Below are 22,065 nucleotides of genomic sequence, written 5' to 3'. Positions count from 1 at the left end.
ATGCTTTATCGCGAAAACGGACAATTCAAGACCAGCTATCTGGCCGACCAGCAGATCTTCCCGATCCGGCAGGACCGAGTGTTCGTGGCCGTGCTGCTGATCGCGGCCTTCGTGGCCGTTCCGCTGCTGGCCAGCGACTACTTCCTGCGCGCCCTGCTGATCCCTTTCCTGATCCTGTCCCTGGCGGCCGTGGGGCTGAACGTGCTGGTCGGCTATTGCGGGCAGATATCGCTGGGCACGGGTGCCTTCATGGCCGTGGGCGCGTACGCCGCCTGGAATTTCGGCGTGCGCATGCCGGCGATGCCGCTGCTGCTGCAGATGGTGCTGGGCGGCCTTTGCGCCACCGCGGTGGGCGTCGTGTTCGGCATCCCCAGCCTGCGCATCCGCGGGCTGTACCTGGCGGTGGCCACGCTGGCGGCACAGTTCTTCGTCGACTGGGCTTTCCTGCGCATTCCCTACTTCACCAACTATTCGCCCTCGGGCAGCGTGTCGGTGCCGCCGCTGGAGGTCTTCGGCATGCCTTTGCAGACCTCCGTGCAGAAGTACCTGTTCGTGCTGGCGGTCGTGGCGGTCTTCTCGCTCCTGGCCAAGAATTTGGTGCGGGGCGCGGTGGGGCGCGAGTGGATGGCGATACGGGACATGGACGTGGCCGCCTCGGTCATCGGCATCCGTCCGATGTACGCCAAGCTGACCGCCTTCGCCGTCAGCTCCTTCATCGTCGGCGTGGCCGGCGTGCTGTGGGGCTTCATCCATCTGGGCGCCTGGGAGCCCCTGGCCTTCGACCTGACGCGGTCCTTCCAGCTGCTGTTCATGGTGATCATCGGCGGGCTGGGGTCGATACTGGGCAGTTTTTTCGGCGCCGCCTTCATCGTGCTGCTGCCGGTGCTGCTGACGAATATTCCGCGCGTGCTGGGCCTGCCGCTGCCGGTGGACACGGCCTCGCATATCGAGCACATGGTGTTCGGCGCCCTGATCGTGTTCTTCCTGATCGCCGAGCCGCATGGCCTGGCGCGCTTGTGGAGCATAGGCAAGGAGAAGCTGCGCATGTGGCCGTTCCCGCATTGACCCATGCGCCGCATGGACGCATACCCATTACATAACAGCGCCACACCGGACACCCCGGTGTCCCGCGCACCCCAGGAGGAGCTGGACATGAAGCGCTTGAAGATTCGACTCGCGGCAATCGCCGCGGCGGCCGCGGCCGTGCTGGGTTCGGCCAGCCAGCCGGCCTGGGCGGACGAGCAGTTCGTCCCCCTGCTGGTCTACCGCACCGGCTCCTTCGCCCCGCTGGGCATACCGTGGGCCGACGGCAAGCTGGATTACCTGAAGCTGGTCAACGCCCGCGATGGCGGCATCAACGGCGTGAAGCTCACCTACGAGGAGTGCGAAACCGCCTACGCCACGGATCGCGGCGTGGAGTGCTATGAACGCCTTAAGACGCATCCGCCCACCGGCGCGTCCGGCTTCGATACGCAGTCCACGGGCATCACCTTCGCGGTCAGCGACAAGGCGCCGCTGGACAAGGTGCCGGTGGAAACGGTGGGCTACGGCTTGTCCCAGGCGGTGGACGGCTCGATCTTCCCGTGGAATTTCCCGCTGCTGGGCACGTATTGGACCGCGGCCGACGTCATGATCCAGGACATCGCCAAGAAAGAGGGCGGCAACCTCAAGGGCAAGAAGATCGCCCTGGTCTATCACGATTCGCCCTACGGCAAGGAGCCCATCCCGCTGCTGCAGCGGCGCGCCGCCAAGGACGGCTTCGAACTGCTGCTGTATCCGGTCACCGCGCCGGGGGTGGAACAAAAGTCCACGTGGCTGCAGATACGGCAGTCACGGCCCAGCTACGTCCTGCTGTGGAGCGCCGGCATCATGACGCCGACGGCCATCCGCGAGGCGCAGGCCAGCGGCTACCCGCGCGAGAAGATCTATGCAATCTGGTGGGCCGGCTCGGAAGGCGACGTCAAGGATCTGGCCGGCGTGGCCAAGGGCTACAACGCCATCACCATCCACAACAGCGGCGAACCCGGCAAGGTATCGAAGGACCTGAAGACGTTCGTCTACGACAAGGGCGAGGGCAGCGACAAGACGGGCAATTCGATGGGCACCATTGCCCACATGCGCGGCATGATCATCTCCATGCTGCAGGTCGAGGCCATCCGCACCGCGCAGGAGAAATACGGCAAGGGAAAATCCATGACGCCGGAGCAGGTGCGCTGGGGTTTCGAGAACCTGAACCTGACGCAGGACAGGCTGAACCAGCTGGGCTTCGGCGACATCATGCGTCCCGTCAAGACTTCGTGCGCCAATCACCTGGGCGCCGACTGGGCGCGCATCGTGCAGTGGGACGGCGCGAAGTTCAAGGTGGTGTCCGACTGGTACCAGGCGGACAAGGGCATGGTCGACCCGCTGGTGAAGGAGGCCGCCGCCAAGTATGCCAAGGAGAAGAACATCACCCCCGTCAACTGCGAGTCGCAGGGGTGAGTTGATCGGAAAGAGGAGGGTACAACAATGAACGCGCAGCTCGCCGCCGTGGCGCCCGATGTCCTGCTGGACGTCAACGGCATCGAGGTGATCTACAACCATGTCATCCTCGTGCTGAAGGGGGTATCGCTGTGCGTGCCCGAAGGCCGCGTCGTGGCGCTGCTGGGCGCCAACGGCGCGGGCAAGACGACGACCTTGCGCGCGGTGTCCAACCTGCTGCGCGGCGAACGCGGCGAGGTGACCAAGGGAAGCATCCGCTATCGCGGCGAACGCGTGGATCGCCTGTCGCCGGCGGACCTGGTGCGGCGTGGCGTGGTGCAGGTCATGGAAGGCCGCCATTGCTTCGCGCACCTCACGGTGGAGGAAAACCTGCTGACCGGCGCCTACACGCGCAGGCTGGGGCGGGCCGAGACCGGTATGGCGCTGGAACGGGTGTACCAGTACTTCCCGCGCCTGAAGCAGCGGCGCGGCAGCCAGGCGGGCTATACGTCGGGCGGGGAGCAGCAGATGACGGCCATCGGGCGCGCGCTGATGGCCAGCCCCGCGATGATCCTGCTGGACGAACCGTCCATGGGCCTGGCGCCGCAGATCGTCGAGGAAATCTTCCAGATCGTGCGCGACCTGAACCAGCGCGAAGGCGTCAGCTTCCTGCTGGCCGAGCAGAACACCAATATCGCGCTGCGCTATGCGGACTACGGCTACATCCTGGAGAACGGCAGGGTGGTGATGGATGGCGACGCCGCCGCGCTGGGCAGCAACGAAGACGTCAAGGAGTTCTACCTGGGAATATCCAGCGGTGCGCGGCGCAGCTTCCGCGACACCAAGTTCTATCGCCGCCGCAAACGGTGGCTGGCGTAGGCGCACCATCGGCCTCTTGGAGATCGCCATGTCCGAGTCCCCGTACTTCGACGCGCTGGAAACGCGGCCCGCGCCGGCGCGTGAAGCGTCCCTGATGGCCGCGCTGCCGCATGCCATCGCCCAGGCGATCGCGCGCGCACCGGCGATCGCCGATCAGCTGGCTGGCGTGGACCCCGCGCGGATCGTGTCGCGCGACGCACTGGCTGCCTTGCCGGTGCTGCGCAAGGCCGACCTGCTGGCGCGCCAGCAGGCCAGCCGGGACAGCCCGGCGCCGGCCGGCGCGGCCAAGGCCATGGGCGGGTACGCCGCGGTGGGATGGGGACAGGCGCTGCGGGTCTTTGCCTCGCCCGGCCCCATCTACGAACCGGAAAGCGCGCGGCGCGATTATTGGCGCTTCGCGCGAGCCCTGTACGCCGCCGGTATCCGGGGCGGGCAACTGGTCTACAACTGCTTCTCGTATCACTTCACCCCGGCCGGCTCGATGATGGAAACCGCTGCGCATGCGCTCGGCTGCACGGTGTTCCCCGGGGGAACGGGGCAGAGCGAGCAGCAGGTGCGCGCGATCAGCGACCTGGCGCCGTCGGCCTACACCGGCACGCCCAGCTTCCTGAAGATCATCCTGGAGAAGGCCGAGGAACTGGGCATGCCGCTGCCTTCGCTGCGCCATGCGCTGGTATCGGGCGAGGCCTTTCCACCCGCCTTGCGCGACAGCCTGTCGGCGCGCGGGGTCGACGGCTACCAGGCCTATGGCAGCGCCGACCTGGGGCTGATCGCCTACGAAACCCCGGCCCGCGAAGGCCTGGTGCTGGGCGAGGACATCATCGTCGAAATCGTGCGTCCCGGCACGGGCGATCCCGTGCAGGAAGGCGAGGTCGGCGAAGTGGTCGTCACCACGCTGAACCCGGACTATCCGCTGGTGCGCTTCGGCACCGGCGACCTGTCGGCGGTGCTTCCCGGGATGTCGCCCTGTGGCCGCACCAATACGCGCATCCGCGGCTGGATGGGCAGGGCGGACCAGGCCACCAAGGTGCGCGGCCTGTTCGTGCATCCCCCCCAAATCGCCGACATCCTGCGCCGCCATCCCGAAGCCGCGCGCGCCAGGCTGGTCGTGGGCGGCGCGGTGGGCGAGGACACGATGACGCTGCACGTCGAGGCCGCCGGCGCGCCGCCCGGCCTGGCCGAGGCCATCGCCCGCTCGGTACGCGACGTCGCCAAGCTGCGCGCCGACGTCGTCCTGTGCGCGCCGGGCAGCCTGCCCAACGACGGCAAGGTCATCGAGGACAGGCGCGACTACCGTTGATGCGGGGAACCGCCGGCCGCTTGCCGCGCCTGCCCTCGATGCCCGCGCGCTGCGCGGAAAGCGGGCTGGACGCGACCCGTTCCCGGGGCGGTTATAAGCTTGTGATTTCCCCGACCCACGCCGGCGCGTTAAGCTTTGCGCCCAGCGGCTCCATGGGCAGGGGCCGCGCGCATCGACTCGAAGAAGGAAACCCCATGCGTATCAAGCTTATCAAGGCATTCATCGGTGCCGTCCTGTTGGCCATCGCCGGACAGGCGGTGCACGCCGCCACCCTGGACACGGTACGCCAGCGCGGCGTGCTGTTGTGCGGTACGACGACCGGTTTCGCCGGTTTTTCGGCGCCGGACGCCCAGGGCGTATGGCATGGCCTGGACGTGGACCTGTGCCGCGCCGTCGCCGCGGCCGTGCTGGGCGACGCCAACAAGACCAAGATCGTGCCGCTGGATGCCCAACAGCGTTTCACCGCGCTGCAATCGGGCGAAATCGACCTGCTGGCGCGCAACACCACCGTCACGCAGCAGCGCGATACGGCACTGGGCATCATCCATGCCGGCGTCAACTTCTATGACGGGCAGGGCTTCATGGTGCCCAAATCGCTGGGAGTGAAGAGCGCCAAGGAACTGAATGGCGCCACGATCTGCCTGCAGGCCGGAACGTCGAACGAAAACACGCTGGCCGATTGGGCGCGCGCCAATCACGTCGAGTACAAGCCGGTCGTCATCGAGCAGTTCAACGAAGTCGTCAACGCATTCGCAGCGGGCCGCTGTGATGTGTTCAGCACGGATGCATCCGGGCTGGCGTCGATTCGCATTTCCAAGCTGCACAATCCCGACGATTATGTGGTGCTGCCGGAAATCATTTCCAAGGAGCCGCTGGGCCCCTTCGTGCGCAAGGGCGACGACAACTGGCTGAACATCGTTTCGTGGTCGCTGTCGGCGATGATCGAAGCCGAGGAATACGGCATTACGTCGGCCAACGTCGATGAACTGAAGTCCAGCAGCACCAATCCCAATGTCAAGCGCATCCTGGGCGTGACCGCGGGTGCCGGCAGCAACATGGGGCTGGGCGAAGACTGGGCCTACAACATCGTCAAGCGGGTAGGCAATTACGGCGAGAGCTTCGAGCGCAACGTGGGACAGGGCAGTCCGCTGAAATTGCAGCGCGGGCTGAACGCGCAGTGGAACAAGGGCGGGTTGATGTACGCGCTGCCGATCCGCTGATTCCCGCGTCCGGACACCAGGCGGCAGGGCCGCCGCCTGGTTGATCAGGCGGCGATCATCAGGATGCCGGTTGTGGTGCCGGCACGCATCCGCGATGTCGGCGCCGGCACCCGGCTATCACGCGCCCGGGGGCGGCGGCTTGCCCTGGTAGGTCGCCGCGATATGCATGAATGCCCGTTCCAGCTCGCGCGTGCCGCCCTGGAACACCACGGGCCGTCCGGCGCGGCTGATCACCAGCAGGCGCTTGGAGAACACCAGGGGCACGAAGCGCGCGCTATGGATGTCCTCCCAGGCGATTTCGCGCCGCGTCAGCCAGGTCTGCCGCAGTCCGCCGTTGTCGATCGTCGTGATCGAGGTCTGCATGAACCAGGCCACCACCGCCAGCGCCAGGAAGCACACCAGCACGCCGCCGAGCAGAAGCGGATTCAGGCTGCCGCTGTATAGCCGGATGATGGTCGTGACGATTTCCCAGCCCAGCGCGGCCAGCAGCACCCACGCGAGGATTTTCACCCAGTCGGGCCAGGCCTGGCCGCTCAGCGGCAGGGGGCCGATCTCCTGCAATAGCGCGGCAAGCGGGATATAGGGCGGCGGCTCGGCGGGGCGGTTCATGGGAATGCGCGTCGGCGCCTCGGCGGGGCTGTCGGAGGCGGCTCTAGGCCGCCCGCTTGGCCGCGACGGCATTGCCGGCGCGGCTGGAAGACTTGCGATGCAGATGGCCGGACATCCACTGGCCGATATCCACCACGGCATCGAAGTCGATGCCGGTATCGATGTCCAGTCCCCGCAGCAGATACAGCACGTCCTCGGTGGCCACATTGCCCGTCGCGCCCTTGGCATAGGGACAGCCGCCCAGTCCCGCGACCGAGGTATGGAAGATCGCGATGCCGCTGTCCAGCGCGGCCAGGATGTTGGCCAGCGCCTGGCCGTAGGTGTCGTGGAAATGCCCGGACACGCGCGTGGGATCCACCACCGCGGTGACCGCGCCCATGACCTGGCGCACGCGCTTGGGCGTACCCACGCCGATGGTGTCGGCCACGTCGATTTCGTCGCAGCCCAGGGCCAGGTAGCGCCGCGCCACGTCGACCACGGATTCCACCGGCACCTCGCCCTGGTACGGGCAGCCCAGCGCGCAGCTGATGGAGCCGCGCAGCCGCAGGCCGGCCGCCTTGGCCGCGGCGGCCACCGGTTCGAAGCGTGCGACCGATTCGGCGATCGAGCAGTTGATGTTCTTCTGGGAAAACGCTTCGCTGGCGGCGCCGAAGATCACGACTTCGCCGGCCCCTGCGTCGCGCGCCGCTTCGAAGCCCTTCATGTTGGGGGTCAGGACGGAATAGATGACGTCCGGCTTGCGCGAGATGCCGGCCATGACCTGGGCCGCGTCCGCCATCTGCGGCACCCATTTGGGCGAAACGAACGACGTCGCTTCGATATTGGGAAAGCCTGCGTCGGCAAGCCGGTTCACCAACTCGATTTTCACATCCGTCGGGATGAATTCTTTTTCGTTCTGCAGGCCGTCGCGCGGGGATACTTCGACGATCTTGACGCGGGTAGGGGAAGACATGGCGTATTCCTGGACTGAATGCGGCGATATAGCCGGATATTAGCCGGTGGCGGCGCGCCGCGCTCCCGCCAAACGCTGGAACCGACCTCCATCCAGCCGGGCGATCACGCCCGCCAATTCGAGCGCCAGCAGGCGGGCGCCCAGCGCCGGGCTGTCCAGGCCGGTGCGCGCCAGGAGGGTATCCAAATGGACGGGGTCGTGCCCCAGGGCGGCCAGCACGGGATCGTCGCCAGCGTCCGCCGGGGCCGCGTTGTCCGGCGTGCCGGCGGCATCGGACCCGGCGGGAGTATCCCGCGCGGCGCTGTCGTCCTCCACGCCCGCCGCCGTCCTGGGCGGCACGGCCGCACTGCCCAATTCGTCCGTGATGTCGCGGGCGGTTTCCACCAGTTTGGCGCCTTGCCGGATCAGCGCATGGCAACCGCGCGACAAGGGGGAATGGATGGAGCCGGGAATGGCGAACACTTCACGGCCGTTTTCGGCCGCCAGGCGGGCAGTGATGAGCGAACCGCTCTGGCGCGCGGCTTCCACGACCAGGACGCCGCGCGCCAGCCCCGCGACCAGTCGATTGCGGCGGGGAAAGTGGCCGCGCAGCGCGGGGCTGCCCAGCGGTAGTTCCGACACCAGCGCTCCCTGCGCCGCGATGCGGTGGGCCAATTCGACATGCCGGGGCGGATAGACCCGGTCGATTCCCGTGCCCATGACGGCGACCGTGCCGGCGCCGCGCGACCCGGCGTCCAGGGCGCCTTCGTGGGCCGCCGCATCGATGCCCTGCGCCAGGCCGCTGACGATGCACCAGCCATGCTGGGCCAGGAAGCGCGCGAAGGCGCGCGCGTTTTCCATGCCTGCGGCCGTGGCGCTGCGCGCACCCACCACCGCCAGCGCGGGGCCCGCCAGGTACGCCGGATCGCCGCGCACGTAAAGCAGCAGGGGCGGATCCGCCGTGGCCAGCAAGGCCGGGGGGTAGCGTGGATCCGCCAGGGTAAGGATATGGCAATCGGCCCCTTCCACCCATCGCAGCGCATCGTCGATCAGCGCCGCCGTGCCGGGCGCGGGCGCCGCCGCCAGCTGGCGGGCCAGCTCCGTGGGGACGTGGCGCGCCAGAGCACCCGCGCCCATGGCATAGATCTCTTCAGGCAAGCCGGCCGCGCGCAGCAGGCCGATGGCGCCGATCAGGCCCAGTTCGGGCTCCAGGGAAAGCCGCAGCCAGGCGGCCAGTTCGTCGTGGGTATGGTCCAGAGGCATGTCGGCAGTGTCGCACGATCGCGCCCGCCGGACAGGGGAGCAGTGACGGGAACGCGCGTGCCGTCCCCCTATACCATCCTTAGCGGGAAACTATTAGAAATCAAGCGCTTGATGAATTATCATGATGGTATTCCCAACCCTTACCGATGCTTCCCGCCCGCACGTATGCGATGGCGGGATCCGCCGCTTTCCATGGCTTTGCTCAACATCCTTCACTATCCCAATCCGCGTTTGCACATCAAGGCCAAGCCGGTGGCGGAAGTGGACGACCGTATCCGCCGGCTGGTCCGCGACATGGCCGATACCATGTACGACGCGCCGGGCGTCGGCCTGGCCGCCACCCAGGTCGACGTGCATGAACGCGTCGTCGTCATCGATGTGTCCGAAGAAGGCAACCAGCTGCTGGTGCTGATCAATCCGGAAATCACCTGGAAGAGCGAGGAAAGGCAAACCTACGAAGAAGGCTGCCTGTCCGTGCCCGGCGTCTACGACGAAGTGGAACGCGCGGCGCGCATTCGCTTCAAGGCACTGGACGTCGACGGCAAGCCCTACGAACGCGAAGCCGAAGGCTTGCTGGCCGTCTGCGTGCAACACGAACTGGATCACCTGGATGGCAAGGTATTCGTCGAGTACCTGTCGCCCCTCAAGCAGAACCGCATCAAGACCAAGCTGCGCAAGGCCGAACGCGAGGGGGTTTAGCCCACCCCCGAAGCGCTTGCGCGCTTCCCCCTCAAGGGGGCGACGCAGCCGGCCCGGCAAAGCCGGCTCCGGCGCGTCTCGGGTCGGGCTACATCTGTTTCTTGCGGTGATGAAGGGTGGTCCGACGCGCTGTGTGCTTCGCTGCACGGGCTTTGCCGGCTTGTTGCTCCGGCTTGCCGCCTTGCATGCGATGATTGCGGGCCGCAGCTTTATGGATAACTGACACGATGCGCGTTGTTTTTGCCGGTACGCCCGATTTCGCTCGCCTGGCGCTGGAAGCCATCCTGGCCGGGGGGCACACGGTTCCGTTGGTCCTGACGCAGCCCGACCGGCCTGCCGGACGCGGGCTCAAGCTGACGCCCAGCCCGGTCAAGCAGGCGGCGCTGGCCGCCGGCATTCCGGTCGAGCAGCCGCGCAGCCTGCGCCTGGACGGCCGTTATCCCGAAGAAGCCACGCGGGCGCGCGAGCAGTTGTTGGCCGCCGCGCCGGATGTCATGGTGGTCGCCGCGTATGGACTGATCCTGCCGCAGTGGGTGCTGGACCTGCCGCCCCATGGCTGCCTGAACATCCACGCCAGCCTGTTACCGCGCTGGCGCGGCGCGGCGCCCATCCAGCGCGCCATCGAGGCAGGCGATACGGAGACCGGCGTGACCATCATGCAGATGGATGCCGGCCTGGATACCGGCGACATGCTGCTGGTACGCCGGGTTCCCATCGGCGAGGAACAGACCGCCGCTTCGCTGCACGACGCCCTGGCCGCCGCCGGCGCCGCGGCAATCGTTGAAGCCCTGGCCGCGGTCCCGGCGGGCAAGTTGGCGCGCAAGCCCCAGCCCGCCGAAGGCGTCACCTATGCGGCCAAGTTGGACAAGGCCGAAGCGGCCCTCGATTTTTCCCTGGCGGCGGATGTCCTCGCTCGCCGTGTTCGGGCTTTCGACCCGGTGCCGGGCGCGACGGTGCGCTTGCCGGGCCTGGACGACCCCGTCAAGGTCTGGCGCGCCCAGGCCTTGCCCGGCGTATCGGCCGCGGTGCCGGGCACCGTGTTGCGGGCGCTGCCCACCGGCATCGATATTGCCGCCGCCGACGGCATCCTGCGTTTGCTCGAGTTGCAGAAGGCCGGCGGCAAGCGGCAGCCGGCCGATGTCTTCGTGCGGGGATGGCAGCCGCAGGGCTAAGGCCCGCACGGCGTGCGCCGCGATTCAGTACAGCGTTTTCTTGACCCGCTCGGGCAGGTCGCGATCGTACTGTTCGCCATCGAAGCCGTCGCCGACCAGGTCGCGCAGGATCTTGCCCGTACTGGGCAGGGCCGCGCGCCGCAGCTGCGTGGCAGGGTCCCACAGCCTGGACCGGACCACCGCACGCGAGCATTGAAAGAACACCGTATCCACGCGCACCACCAGCACCGACCGCGGTGGCTTGCCGTCGATGGCAAACCGATCGAGTAGCGTGGGCGCCACCGAAATCGCCGCGCTGCCGTTGACCCGCAGCGTTTCTCCGATGCCGGGAATCAGGAACAGCAAGGCCACGCGCGGATCGGCGATGATGTTGCGCAGGCTGTCCACCCGGTTGTTTCCGCGCCGGTCCGGCAGCAGCAGGGTACTTTCGTCGTGGATCTCCACGAAGCCGGCCGCGTCGCCGCGCGGCGATACGTCCAGTCCGCCAGGGCCGGTGGTCGCCAGCGCCACGAAGGGTGCGGCGCGAATGAAGGCGCAATAGTTCGGATGCAGCGTGGCGCTTTCCTTCAGCACGGAAGCGCCCTGGGGTTGCCCGTAGAGCGCCGTCAAGGCATCCAGGTCGGCGATCCGGTGTTCGTCGTCGATGATCATCGCGTGGTGGTGGTGAAGGACGGACATGGCGGCGGCGCAGTCTGGCGCGCCTGGCGCCTATCGTAGCCGAGACAGCCGCATCATCGGATTTTTCCGATGTCCTTTTAATCCGGCAGTACGCGCGATTGGGATGTCCGGAGATGGCGCGGCGCCATCTCTGTTTCTACCATGACCGGTTACCCCGCGGCGGCGGGGCGCGGGCCTGGCGGTGCCGGTACTTTTCTCGTCCGAGCATGGGCGCAGGCCCTTACCCGGGAGAGCATGATGGCGCTGGATAGTTTGCGCTCTGCCGGCGGCGTGTCCTACGCCGCCGATTTGACAGTAGCGGGCCATGCAGGCGCCGCGCCATTCCGGGCCCGCCCTGGCCGTGCCAAGCGCCTGCTGCAACTGGCCAGGGACATGCGCCATGTCGGCTCCCTGCGCGGCTCGCTGGCGCTGCTCTATGCCAGTTTGGGCACCGACAGCCGGGTGCGCGCCATGCAGAAGTGGTCGGACACCGAACGCGGCGGCAGTATCAGCCAGGACGACATGCGGCGCCTGTGCGACCGTGTGGCCCGCGGCTGCCCGGAATCCGCGCAAGCGCAGGTCTTCAACCGCATCACCCAGGAATATTGCCGACGCGCCGATACCGGGCAACTGGCCGCGCTGCGGGGCACCCTGGGTACCGCCGCCCGGGATCCCGACGCCTGGCTGGCCCGCGCGCCACAAGGCGATCCGGCCCGCAAGGCGTGGGAAACGCTGTGCGCGATGCTGGACAGGGAGCTCGCGCGGCGCACGCTGATCACGCCGCTCAGGCAGGTGGCGCGGGCGCTCCCCGCCGACGCCGATGCGCTGGACGCCGCATGCGCCCGCCTGGCGGTAAGGCTGGAAAGCCTGGGCGACGATCGCATGGCGCGCGATGTGCTTTCGGCTGCCCTTGCGCAGTTGGCCCATGCCGAGTTGCGGACGCTGGCCTTGCAACTGGCGCCGCTGAACACCGCCGCGGCGGCGGAAGGTACCGGACCCGCGCGGTGTCCGATGGCCCGGGCGCTTGCGCATCTGCGGTCCTCGCCGGACCTGTGGCGACAGCGGCTTGACCTGATCGCCGGGCTCCAGGATCCCGTGGCCCATGCCGTCAGCCGGCGGATGGACTATTTCGTCCATGCGACCGCGCAGTTGATCGATTTCCAGCTGGGCCAGGGCCGGGAAAGCCAGGCCGTCTACGACCTGGCCTGCGAATCCGTGGTGAAGAACCTGGAGGCGGCGGGCTACACCGGCCTGCTGGATATCGGCAACGGTAATACGCTGGTCCCGCGATTGATCGCCGCCGCCCTCATGCGCAGGCCCCTCAAGGACGTGCTGGACTTCGTGGGCAAGCTGCACGTAAAAGCACTGAGCAGCCTGATCCTGGCCATGGAGGCAGGCGACGATGCCCGGCTGGCCGGCGCGGCCAGACTGATACAGGGCGTGCGCGATGAAAAAATGCGGCCTTATCGCGACAGGCTGATTGGATGCCTGCGGGATCTGAATGGCTGCCTCGCCAGCGGCGAACGGGGGCGGGTCCTGGCCGCGCTGAAGGAATTGGCCTTCACGTGCGTATCCTGGGAAAACGACTGCCTGGCCAGTGGCGAAGCCATGCCACGCCTCGTCGACGAGGACTTGCGCGTCGCCGTGCAGCGCGCCCTGCGCCTGTTTTGCAGCGGTTCCGGCGACTCGCCACGCGTGTTCGATCTCGCGGCCCTCCAGCGCATGTGCCATAGCGAGGTCGAAGGCTTGCGCCAGTGCGAACGCGGCCTGAAAAAATACGGCCTGGTCATGGACAGGAGTGCCCTGGAAGCCGTCGCCCGCGAGCGCGGCACGCCGCATATCGCGATCGGCGCGGAACATATCGCCGCGCTGGCCGAACGCCTGGCCGAAAGGAACTTGGAACCCACCCATATCCTGCATGCGTTACGCGATGGCGCCGATTCGCTTGCCACGGCCTGCGCGACGCACGCCAGCTTTATCGACATGGGCCCCGACGAAACCCTGCGCCTGTGTACGGAGGCTGCGGGGAAGGCGTGGCGCGACTTCGTGGAACGGCATCCGGATCGCCGTGCGGCCGCGTGCGCCGGAATGGACCGGCTCGGTCACATCCTTTCCAATGGATTGAACGATGCAGCTTCCTGCGTCGTCCTGGATCACCCCGATGAACAGGGGAATGGCGCATCGCCCATTCAGCCCGCATCGTATGTGGCGTGGCGGCTGCGCCTGGCTTCGCAGCTGATGGAAGCCCTGATCGCGGTATCCGCGGCGGATGACGAAGTGGCGATGCGCGATATTATCGGCACCACCTTCGCAGACCGCTGGACGCCCGCCCTGTCCAAGGCGGTCCTGGAACAATTCGGCGTGCACTACGACGCGGTGCTCGGCCAGGCCAGCCTGGCCATGACGCCCACGCAGCAGCGGGATTTCGCCAGGGAGCTCCTGCGCAAGGACATGACCGTGAACAGGTTGGCCTATCGCCAGGTCGCCTCCCCGGACGGCCCCTTGACCATCGACGTGGCTGAACAATTCCTGCTGGATGCGATAGACCGGCCGACCACGCGGTTCTCGGTCATGGGCATCGACCGCCGTGGCCAGTACCTTCCCTATACGAGTTCGGCGCCGGTGCCGGGCGAGGATAGCCATGTCCCAGGTGCCGACCGCGCGCTTGCGGCCGTGAGCCAAGTGGCCGGTGCCGACACCGTTGCGCTCTCGATATATTTCACCCAGGCGATCGCCGGGGACTGCCAGGTTGCCCTGTACGCGCTGGGACCGGCGGCGCCGATCAAGCTGGACGACGGCCGCCCGGTGCTGCCGGGCGGGGGTGGGTCGGTGTGCACGGACGTGACGCGCCTGGCCGACGGGTCATACGTGCTGCGGATCTGCGTGGCGTGGGATCACCAGGACAGCGTCACGCTATTCACCGGATCCGGCGTGAAGCTGGACGCCGAGCAGAGCTACGCCTCCCTGGCTTTCGATCTGCGCATGGCGCCCACTCCCGAAGGCCGTTGGCACCGCGAGATCATCAGTCCGATCTCCGCCCGCTACCATCTTGTCGAGATTATCGAGTCGGACAGTGAAGATTCAATCTAGCCTAGCAGGCGGCGCAGGTTTTCCAGGCCGGGCAGGGCGGGCATGTGTGCCAGCGCCGCCCGGTCCAGCCAAGGGTAGGGCAGCGACGTGATCCATTCGAACACCGCCGGCATCGCCTCGGCCGCCAGCGTTTCCATCGACTCGATGGTAATCGTCAGGTGCTTGACCCGATGCGGCTCGGCCTGGAAGCGCCAATCGTAGCGGCCGCAGCCCACACGTACGTTGCCGGTGGCCTTTTCCGTCATCGCCACCATCCAGTCGCAGCTGAATTCGTCCAGCACCGTGCCCGGCGCCGGTCGATCCAGGTAGAAGGTGTACACGTTGTCGTAGGTCTGGCCGAAGGCGCGGACCAGCGTATCGGCAATGGCGGGTTCGCCCGCGACCTCGGACGGGAAGGCGATGGAAGCGGTCTTCAGCACCATGTTCAGCCGGGCATCCGGCGCGAAGGCGCGGGCCATGTACCACGGGCGGTTCTCGTCCTTGGCATGGAAGTAATCGCGCAGCAGCTGTTCGGTGGTCGTCTTCATGTTATTTCGCCGGTTCGATCCACTTCGACACGGTGGGCGCCGTGTAGCTGGCGAAACGCGCCAGCAGCTGTGCGGGGTCGCTTTCCACCGCCAGCATCGCGCGATGCTGGGGCCGCATGAAGGCTTCCTCGACGGTGTGGTCCAGAAAGGCGGTCAGCTTGTCGAAATAGCCGGCGATATTCAGCAGGCCGCAGGGCTTGGCATGAAAGCCGAGCTGCGCCCACGTCCAGGTTTCGAATATTTCTTCCAGCGTGCCGACGCCGCCCGGCAGTGCCACGAAGCCGTCGGCCTTTTCGGCCATCATCGTCTTGCGTTCGTGCATGGACGCGACGATGTGCTGTTCGGTCAGGCCGCCGTGGGCCAGCTCCTTCCTGACCAGGGCCTCGGGAATCACCCCGATCACGCGGCCGCCGTTTTCGAGCACCGCGTCGGCCAGGATGCCCATGATGCCGGCGCTGGAGCCGCCGTAGACCAGGCCCAGCCCACGCCGCGCCAATTCGCGGCCGAAGCCGCGGGCAGCCTCCGCATAGACCGGCTGGCGCCCCGCGTTGGACCCACAATACACACAGATATTTTCGAGTTTCATGCTTTGCACCGCTCGCACCTAGCGTTTGTCGGCCCTGGGCGCGAGGGGCACTTGCCGCAGGGCGGGCGCCCTGGGGACCTGGCCATCGCGGCACCGGGCGGTAGGCCCGGGCGCGAAACTTGCTTACCGCCCCGGACCCGTAGACCGAAGCTCGGTAGTTTACGCATATTTTCCCGCGAGGCTCCGCGGCGCCGATACGTTTTGACACAGCGCGCCGGCCGCATATCGGTATCGCTTCGCACCCCGAATCGCCGGCCGCGACCGGCCGGATCGCATCGTCGGCGCGGACCGCGGACGACGGGATTCTCATCGGGACGGCGCTACGTGGCGCCGGTCCTGGCCCACGCCAAAACAAGGAGAGTACAGATATGGATATGCCCAGCAAATCGAAGACGGCCGATTTCCACGTCGACGTCCAGGCCCTGCGTCAAAAGGCCCGCCAGGGCTTGAAAGATGGCGCGGTCACCGATACCTACCGCGCCGACCGCCAGACCGTACTGCGCTTGTTAAACGAAGCGTTGGCCACCGAACTGGTCTGTGTGCTGCGTTACAAGCGCCACTTCTTCATGGCGCGCGGCATGAACGCGGAACCCGTGGCGGCGGAATTCGCCGAACACGCCACCGAAGAACAGCAGCACGCCGACCGCATCGCCGAACGCATCGTCCAGCTGGGCGGCGAGCCCGACATGAACCCGGCGAGCCTGACCCAGCGCAGCCATTCCGAGTATGTCGAAGCGTCCACGCTGGAGGACATGATCAAGGAAAACCTGGTGGCCGAACGCGTGGCCATCGACAGCTACCGGCAGATGGTGGAATACATCGGCGAAAACGATCCCACCACGCGACGGCTGTTGGAAGAGATCCTGGCGGTGGAGGAAGAACACGCCGACGACCTGTCGGATTTCCTGGCCTGATGCGGGCGGTGCGGCGGGGATCGCCTGGCGGCCCCGCGCGCCCTGTTGCACGGCGATGGCGGTACGCCGCCATCGTTCACGCACGTGCCCGTGGCGATCTGACCCGGGCCCCCCTGTCTTTTCCCGACCTTAGGCCGCGTCGGCCCACAGGTCGTACTCGTCCGCGTCCGTGACGGTCGCGCGCACCAGATCGCCAGGCTTCAGCGGCTTATCCGAAGCCACGTAGACCGTGCCGTCGATCTCCGGCGCATCGGCGCTGCTGCGGCCGATGGCGCCGTCTTCATCGACTTCGTCGATCAGCACATCGATCTCGCGTCCCACCCGCTGCTGCAGGCGTTCGGCGGAGATCGCCTGCTGGTGCGCCATGAAGCGGTCCCAGCGTTCCTGCTTGACCTCGTCGGGCACCGGATTGTCCAGCGTATTGGCCGGCGCGCCTTCCACGGGCGAATACTGGAAACAGCCGACGCGATCCAGTTGCGCCTCGCTCATCCAGTCCAGCAGGTACTGGAAGTCTTCCTCCGTTTCGCCGGGGAAGCCGACGATGAAGGTCGAACGCAGGGTCAGGTCGGGACAGGCTTCGCGCCAGCGCTTGATGCGCGCCAGCGTCTTGTCCTCGAACGCCGGCCGCTTCATGGCCTTCAGGATGCGCGGGCTGGCATGCTGGAAGGGGATGTCCAGATAAGGCAGGATCTTGCCCTCGGCCATTAGCGGGATGACTTCGTCCACGTGCGGGTAGGGGTATACGTAATGCAGGCGCGTCCAGACCCCGAGTTCCGACAGCGCGGCGCAGAGCTCCGTCATGCGCGTCTTGACCGGGCGGCCGTTCCAGAAGCCGCTGCGGTATTTCAGGTCCACGCCATAGGCGCTGGTGTCCTGCGAGATCACCAGCAGTTCCTTGACGCCGGCCTTGACCAGCCGTTCGGCCTCGTTCAGCACGTCGCCCACCGGGCGGCTGACCAGGTCGCCCCGCATGGAGGGGATGATGCAGAAGCTGCAGCGGTGGTTGCAGCCTTCCGATATCTTCAGGTAGGCGTAGTGGCGCGGCGTCAGCTTGACGCCCTGCGGCGGCACCAGGTCCACATAGGGGTTGTGGTCCGCGTTGGGCGGCGCGGCTTCGTGCACGGCGCGCACCACCTGCTCGTACTGCTGCGGGCCGGTCACGGCCAGGACGCTGGGGTGGACGCTGCGTATGGCCGATTCCTCGACACCCATACAGCCCGTGACGATCACCTTGCCGTTCTCGGCCAGCGCCTCGCCGATCGCCTCCAGCGATTCGGCCTTGGCGCTGTCGATGAAGCCACAGGTGTTCACCACCACGACATCGGCATCGTCGTACGAGGGGGTGACCTGATAGCCTTCGGTACGCAGCTGGGTCAGGATACGTTCGGAATCGACCAGCGCCTTGGGACAGCCCAGGCTGACGAAACCGACTTTGGGGGAAGACATGGAGAACCTCGATGGGCGCCCGCGCGCCACGGCCGAAAATCGGCAATTTTAACCCGTGGGGCAGCCAGGCGCCTCGGCCGCAAGGCGCTTGGATCAGGGTTGCGCCATGGCCAGTCGTGCAAAGCATGGCTAGGCATCACCGTAAGTCGTCGCAGGGGGGCTCGCCGCGGGTCGGCTTGGCGCGGGACGGCTCGTTTACGACGGCGCGCTTGAATCGGTCAGCTGACTCGGCGCCAGATCCGGGATATCGGGTGCTGGCGGGTGGGAAGGCAAGAACGAGAGGCTATCCTTGGCGACGGATACGGGATTGACAACGGACACGGCGGCGACTCCAAAGTGCGGCCCCTATCGGATGCCGCGGGAAAGCCGTGTGACACAGGCGTTATTGGCGCGTTCCGCGCCTGCAGCCGAGTCGGACGGTTCTACGCCATCCGGCGGGACCGCGTGGCGGGAGGGAACATCCCGGTCGTCAGAACTTGATGCCTACGCCCAGGTAGAGGCCCGCTGTCTTTCCCTGATATAGGAACTTGTCCGACTCATATTTCATGCTGAGGATCCGGTATCCGAACTTCCCCACCACCGACTTGTTGAATTGGTAGTCAGTGCCCGCGATAAGCTGCCAGGAATACTTGGTGCCACCGGTGCCCGCGTCGGCGTACCCCAGTACCGACCACTTGTCCGTCAGGTAATAGCGGCCGCGTATTCCGACGAATCCGTCGGTCCAGTCGACGTTATTGCTGCGGTCGGCCCCGTTCGGCAACAAGGGGCTGCGCGTGAACGAAAGGTCGCTGTCCAGGTAGGTATAGCGCACGCCGGCCAGCACGTCGATGGGAAACACCCTGTCGTCGACGATGCGGTAAGCGCCCGCCAGTTGCAGGATGGTCTGCGATACGTGCAGCCTTGCCTTGCCCAGGTCGCCCTCGAGCAATGGCTTGGAGTCCTCGCCCACCTTGACATATATCGCGTCGAACAGGATGCCCCAGCGGCCCTTGCGCGCTTCCACGGTACCCATGGCGCCCACGTCCAGGTTGCGCCATACGTCGGAAAAACTGGCGTCGAATTTCACCGTGGGCGTTCTCGCGCCGATACGCCCCCAACCGCTTACGCCGGCCGCCCAGAAGTACGGCGTTACTTCGAACTGCCATGTGTCGGGGGATGGACTGTCTTGTGCCTGGGCCGATGTCGATGCGACGATAGGGAAGGCCGTCAACGCAAGACGGACGCATCCGCTAGAAAGTGAGCATTTCATCGACCCTCCCTTTGGCCATAGTCATGCGCCTCCGCGCAGCCGTGTGTCAGTGCTCTCAGGGTGACGCCATTGCCTGCGCGGTGCCTGGCGGCCGGCCGGCCTGCTGCTGCCATTGGGTGTCGTCCATGGCCAGTCGAAAGCCGAGGTGCGACATGCTGTTGTATGGATCGGCGCCACGGCGGGCACTGGGCCGATAGCTCAGGCAATAGGATTCATTGCACAGGAAGGAGCCTCCCCGCGTCACCCGCTTGGGCGCATAGGCGGGGACGCCCGGTTCGTACGGGTCATAGCTCTCGGAAGGGCCTTGTGGATCGACGACTTGTTTTCCGGCCGCGGCTTCGCGCTGGAACTGGTCGTAGCGGTACCAATCCGCCACCCATTGCCATGCATTGCCCGTCATGTCGGAAAGGCCATAGCCGTTCGGCGGGTATGTTCCCACCGGGCTGGTTCCCGGAGAGGTCCGGGTCTTCTCGTTCGTGACGGGGAAGGGTTGGGCCTGCTGTCCCTGCCACACATTCGCCATCTGCTTGCCGTCCGGCGCGAACTCGTCGCCCCAAGCATAGGTGGCCTGCTCCAGACCGCCGCGTGCCGCGTATTCCCATTCCGCCTCGGTGGGCAGGCGCTTGTGGGCCCACTTCGCGTACGCTTGCGCGTCTTCATACGAGACCTGGACGACGGGGTGATCATCCTTGGCGTCGATATTGCTGCCAGGACCCAGCGGGTGACGCCAATCGGCGCCGGGCACGTAGCGCCACCATAGTGCGATGTTGTCCAGTGCGACAGGGCCGGACGTGCCGACGAACACCATGCCGCCCGCTACCAGGGCCGCGTCGGGCGGCCGGGGCGTACCCGGCGGCAACTGCACCCGCAAGGTTTCCCAGTCGGGCTTGCGTTCCGCCGTGGTGACATAAGCGGTCGCCTCGACGAACTTGCGGAATTCGGCATTCGTGACATGGTGCTGGTCTATCCAGAATCCATGCACCTTCACCGGGTGGGCCGGCCGCTCGTTTCGCTGCGCCGGCCGCGCATCGCTGCCCATCTGGAAGGTCCCGCCTTCTACCCACACCATTCCGGCGGGGCCGGCGACGCCATCGCCTACCCGCGGCTCGCCATGCTTGCCGGACGCGTGGATATGCGTTGCGCCGACGACCATGCCGGCAGCGATCAAGCCGATGGCGGCCAACAGCATGTATCGTGGCTTGGTTCCAAGGCTCATGGCGCCCTCCCGCGTCCTGGTTCAATTGCCCACGTGCGATTCCATGGCCTTCTGGATCTGCTCCTTGACCGCGTCCAGGTTGAAACTGGCGCCTCTCTGCATGGGCGGGTACTCAATGGCAGTTTGGGCCAGATCGGCGATTTCCTTCTGCACGAATTGGAATCGCCAGAATTCGTAGATGAACCAGGAGTAGTAGTTCAGCGATCCGCCGTTGGCCGTCGGTATGCCGGTGCGCTCGAAGGGATCCAGCCGCAAGTTCGTCAGGATGGGCCAGTCCACCTTCACCGTTCCGCCCAGCCATCCGCTCGGTTGGTCGGTGAAGCGATACTTGTAGTCGTCGATCCGTACCGCCGACAGCGTGCTCTCCGTGAAATAGATGACTTCATGGCGCGCCGACGGCCCTTTTCCCGTTATCAGCGCCGTCTGGTCGTACCCGTCCAGGTGCACCTTGTAGCGCCTGTCTCCGAGTTGCTTGCCTTGCTTCAGTTCATCGGCGATATGCGGGTCGCCCGCGGCCGCCACGAAGGTGGGGAACCAGTCCATGCCGGACACAATGCCGTTTTCGACCTTGCCGGCCGGCACCTTGCCCGGCCACCGCAAGATCGCCGGCACCCGGAAGCCACCCTCCAGCGCGGTACCCTTGCCGCCCGCGAAGGGGGTCTGGCCGCCGTCCGGCCAGGTGAAATTCTCCGCGCCGTTGTCCGTGGTGAACACGACGATGGTGTTGTCGTCGATACCCAGGTCCTTCAGTTTTTTGAGCACGAGCCCGACATCGTCATCGAGCTGGGCCATCCCGCCCTCGGAGATCGACCAACCGTTCTCGGCTGTGCGCCGGCCTTGATATTCGTCCGACAGGTGCGTAACGACGTGCATGCGTGTCGGATTGAGCCAGACGAAGAAAGGTTTGCCGTCCGTATGCGCCTTATCGATGAACTTCAGGGCGTAGTCACGGATCTCGTCGTCGACCGTCTCCATCCGCTTGGGATACAGGGCGCCGGCGTCTTCGATCCTTTGCTTGCCCACCTTGCCCCAGCGCGGCTGCATGGTGGCGTCGTCCGTATCGGTGGCCCAGCTATGGACCATATTGCGCGGTCCCACCTGGTCTTTCAGGGATTGCGGATAGTTCGGATGGGCCGGGTCCTCCATCGCGTCCAAGTGATAGAGATAGCCGAAGAACTCATCGAATCCGTGTACGGTCGGCAGGAACTGGTTCAGGTCGCCCAGGTGGTTCTTGCCGAACTGGCCGGTTGCATAGCCCATGGATTTCAAGGCGGTGGCGATGGTGGCCGCTTCGGCCGGGATGCCCAGGGGTGAGCCGGCCTGGCCCACGGTGGTCAAGCCCGTGCGTATGGGAAGTTCGCCGGTGATGAAGTTGGCTCGCCCCGCGGTACAACTGGCTTCCGCGTAATAGTCGGTGAACCGCATTCCTTCGGCCGCCAGTTTGTCCAGGTTGGGCGTCCTGCTCGCCATGATCCCCTGGTGATAGGCGCCTATGTTGAACCAGCCGATATCGTCGCCCATGATGACGATGATGTTCGGCTGCCGGCTGGTCGTCTGCGCTTGCGGCTGTCCTTGCGGTGCTGCTTGCGGCTGCACGGACGACTGGCACAGTACAGGCGCGGAGCACGATAGCGCCGCGGAAACGAACAGGCTTTGCAGGATTCGTTGTTTCATGTCAGCGCTCCTTGACCGGAATCAGGAAGATCCGGGCCGGGCGCCGTGCAACATGTCCCAACCCAACTTACCAGGGGCGACAGCGACTTATGACAGCGAGAGACGGCAGGTCTGGAATACGAGGCCGCGGGCGCGAAAAGGGGTCACGCGGTCGTTTTGAACATGGTTGATGC

19 protein-coding genes are annotated in these 22,065 nt (G+C 66.3%); 9 read left to right on the top strand and 10 right to left on the bottom strand.

The window, feature by feature from the left end:
- The 5 genes from AKI39_RS23205 to AKI39_RS23185 all read left to right on the top strand — a co-directional run bounded on the left by AKI39_RS23205 (nucleotide 1) and on the right by AKI39_RS23185 (nucleotide 5,859).
- Nucleotides 1-1,065 (top strand): branched-chain amino acid ABC transporter permease, encoded by a 1,065-nt coding sequence (locus AKI39_RS23205; RefSeq protein WP_066641346.1) that lies wholly within the window; start codon nucleotides 1-3, stop codon nucleotides 1,063-1,065.
- Between the two features lie 87 nt (nucleotides 1,066-1,152).
- A complete protein-coding gene (locus tag AKI39_RS23200; protein WP_066641344.1) occupies nucleotides 1,153-2,481 on the top strand; it encodes an ABC transporter substrate-binding protein in 1,329 nt (442 codons plus the stop codon).
- A gap of 27 nt (nucleotides 2,482-2,508) precedes the next feature.
- Nucleotides 2,509-3,339 (top strand): ABC transporter ATP-binding protein, encoded by an 831-nt coding sequence (locus tag AKI39_RS23195; protein WP_066641342.1) that lies wholly within the window; start codon nucleotides 2,509-2,511, stop codon nucleotides 3,337-3,339.
- Between the two features lie 28 nt (nucleotides 3,340-3,367).
- Nucleotides 3,368-4,639: a phenylacetate--CoA ligase family protein gene (locus AKI39_RS23190; protein WP_066641340.1), complete on the top strand. Its 1,272-nt coding sequence runs from the start codon at nucleotides 3,368-3,370 to the stop codon at nucleotides 4,637-4,639.
- Between the two features lie 194 nt (nucleotides 4,640-4,833).
- Nucleotides 4,834-5,859: an amino acid ABC transporter substrate-binding protein gene (locus AKI39_RS23185; protein ID WP_066641338.1), complete on the top strand. Its 1,026-nt coding sequence runs from the start codon at nucleotides 4,834-4,836 to the stop codon at nucleotides 5,857-5,859.
- A 117-nt stretch (nucleotides 5,860-5,976) separates the two neighbouring features.
- Here AKI39_RS23185 and AKI39_RS23180 read toward each other — a convergent pair whose 3' ends face one another.
- The 3 genes from AKI39_RS23180 to dprA are packed head-to-tail and all read right to left on the bottom strand — an operon-like array spanning nucleotide 5,977 to nucleotide 8,662.
- Nucleotides 5,977-6,468, bottom strand: a complete 492-nt coding sequence (locus tag AKI39_RS23180) for a hypothetical protein (protein WP_066641336.1) — start codon at nucleotides 6,466-6,468, stop codon at nucleotides 5,977-5,979.
- A gap of 43 nt (nucleotides 6,469-6,511) precedes the next feature.
- Nucleotides 6,512-7,420 carry a hydroxymethylglutaryl-CoA lyase gene (locus AKI39_RS23175; RefSeq protein WP_066641334.1) on the bottom strand — a complete coding sequence of 303 codons (909 nt, stop codon included), beginning with the start codon at nucleotides 7,418-7,420 and terminating at the stop codon, nucleotides 6,512-6,514.
- 39 nt (nucleotides 7,421-7,459) lie between these two features.
- Nucleotides 7,460-8,662 (bottom strand): DNA-processing protein DprA, encoded by a 1,203-nt coding sequence (gene dprA, locus AKI39_RS23170; protein ID WP_066641332.1) that lies wholly within the window; start codon nucleotides 8,660-8,662, stop codon nucleotides 7,460-7,462.
- Nucleotides 8,663-8,854: 192 nt separating this feature from the next.
- On the opposite strand from dprA, the gene def reads away from it, so the two are divergent.
- Complete coding sequence (gene def / locus AKI39_RS23165; protein WP_066641327.1) at nucleotides 8,855-9,361, top strand: peptide deformylase; 507 nt, start codon at nucleotides 8,855-8,857, stop codon at nucleotides 9,359-9,361.
- Nucleotides 9,362-9,588: 227 nt separating this feature from the next.
- On the top strand, nucleotides 9,589-10,533 hold the full coding sequence (gene fmt / locus AKI39_RS23160) for a methionyl-tRNA formyltransferase (RefSeq protein ID WP_066641325.1): 945 nt from the start codon (nucleotides 9,589-9,591) through the stop codon (nucleotides 10,531-10,533).
- A 24-nt stretch (nucleotides 10,534-10,557) separates the two neighbouring features.
- On the opposite strand, the gene AKI39_RS23155 is transcribed toward fmt, so the two are convergent.
- Nucleotides 10,558-11,184 (bottom strand): pyridoxamine 5'-phosphate oxidase family protein, encoded by a 627-nt coding sequence (locus tag AKI39_RS23155; RefSeq protein ID WP_066643663.1) that lies wholly within the window; start codon nucleotides 11,182-11,184, stop codon nucleotides 10,558-10,560.
- Between the two features lie 261 nt (nucleotides 11,185-11,445).
- Between AKI39_RS23155 and AKI39_RS23150 the strand changes: the two genes are divergently transcribed.
- Nucleotides 11,446-14,280, top strand: a complete 2,835-nt coding sequence (locus AKI39_RS23150; RefSeq protein WP_158515206.1) for a hypothetical protein — start codon at nucleotides 11,446-11,448, stop codon at nucleotides 14,278-14,280.
- On the opposite strand, the gene AKI39_RS23145 is transcribed toward AKI39_RS23150, so the two are convergent.
- On the bottom strand, nucleotides 14,277-14,807 hold the full coding sequence (locus tag AKI39_RS23145) for a hypothetical protein (RefSeq protein WP_066641321.1): 531 nt from the start codon (nucleotides 14,805-14,807) through the stop codon (nucleotides 14,277-14,279). The genes AKI39_RS23150 and AKI39_RS23145 overlap by 4 nt on opposite strands.
- Before the next feature lies 1 nt (nucleotide 14,808).
- Nucleotides 14,809-15,393, bottom strand: coding sequence for a TIGR00730 family Rossman fold protein (locus AKI39_RS23140; RefSeq protein ID WP_066641320.1), 585 nt, complete (start codon nucleotides 15,391-15,393; stop codon nucleotides 14,809-14,811).
- 368 nt (nucleotides 15,394-15,761) lie between these two features.
- Here AKI39_RS23140 and AKI39_RS23135 point away from each other — a divergent pair, with 368 nt between their 5' ends.
- Nucleotides 15,762-16,307, top strand: coding sequence for a ferritin-like domain-containing protein (locus AKI39_RS23135; RefSeq protein ID WP_145925359.1), 546 nt, complete (start codon nucleotides 15,762-15,764; stop codon nucleotides 16,305-16,307).
- A gap of 129 nt (nucleotides 16,308-16,436) precedes the next feature.
- Here the strand turns inward: AKI39_RS23135 and rimO are convergent, their stop codons facing one another.
- The 4 genes from rimO to AKI39_RS23115 all read right to left on the bottom strand — a co-directional run bounded on the left by rimO (nucleotide 16,437) and on the right by AKI39_RS23115 (nucleotide 21,892).
- A complete protein-coding gene (gene rimO, locus AKI39_RS23130) occupies nucleotides 16,437-17,753 on the bottom strand; it encodes a 30S ribosomal protein S12 methylthiotransferase RimO (RefSeq protein ID WP_066641319.1) in 1,317 nt (438 codons plus the stop codon).
- Between the two features lie 469 nt (nucleotides 17,754-18,222).
- Nucleotides 18,223-18,819, bottom strand: coding sequence for a hypothetical protein (locus AKI39_RS23125; RefSeq protein WP_066641318.1), 597 nt, complete (start codon nucleotides 18,817-18,819; stop codon nucleotides 18,223-18,225).
- 238 nt (nucleotides 18,820-19,057) lie between these two features.
- A complete protein-coding gene (locus AKI39_RS23120; protein ID WP_443102626.1) occupies nucleotides 19,058-20,218 on the bottom strand; it encodes a formylglycine-generating enzyme family protein in 1,161 nt (386 codons plus the stop codon).
- A 21-nt stretch (nucleotides 20,219-20,239) separates the two neighbouring features.
- Entirely contained in the window at nucleotides 20,240-21,892 is a 1,653-nt protein-coding gene (locus tag AKI39_RS23115) for an arylsulfatase (RefSeq protein WP_083229012.1), read from the bottom strand.
- Between the last annotated feature and the right edge of the window lie 173 nt (nucleotides 21,893-22,065).

Origin of the sequence: Bordetella sp. H567 (genome assembly GCF_001704295.1) — a bacterium.
Lineage (GTDB): Bacteria > Pseudomonadota > Gammaproteobacteria > Burkholderiales > Burkholderiaceae_B > Bordetella_C.
Note: the sequence above shows the minus strand (reverse complement) of the source record. Positions and strands in the feature narration are given on the sequence as shown.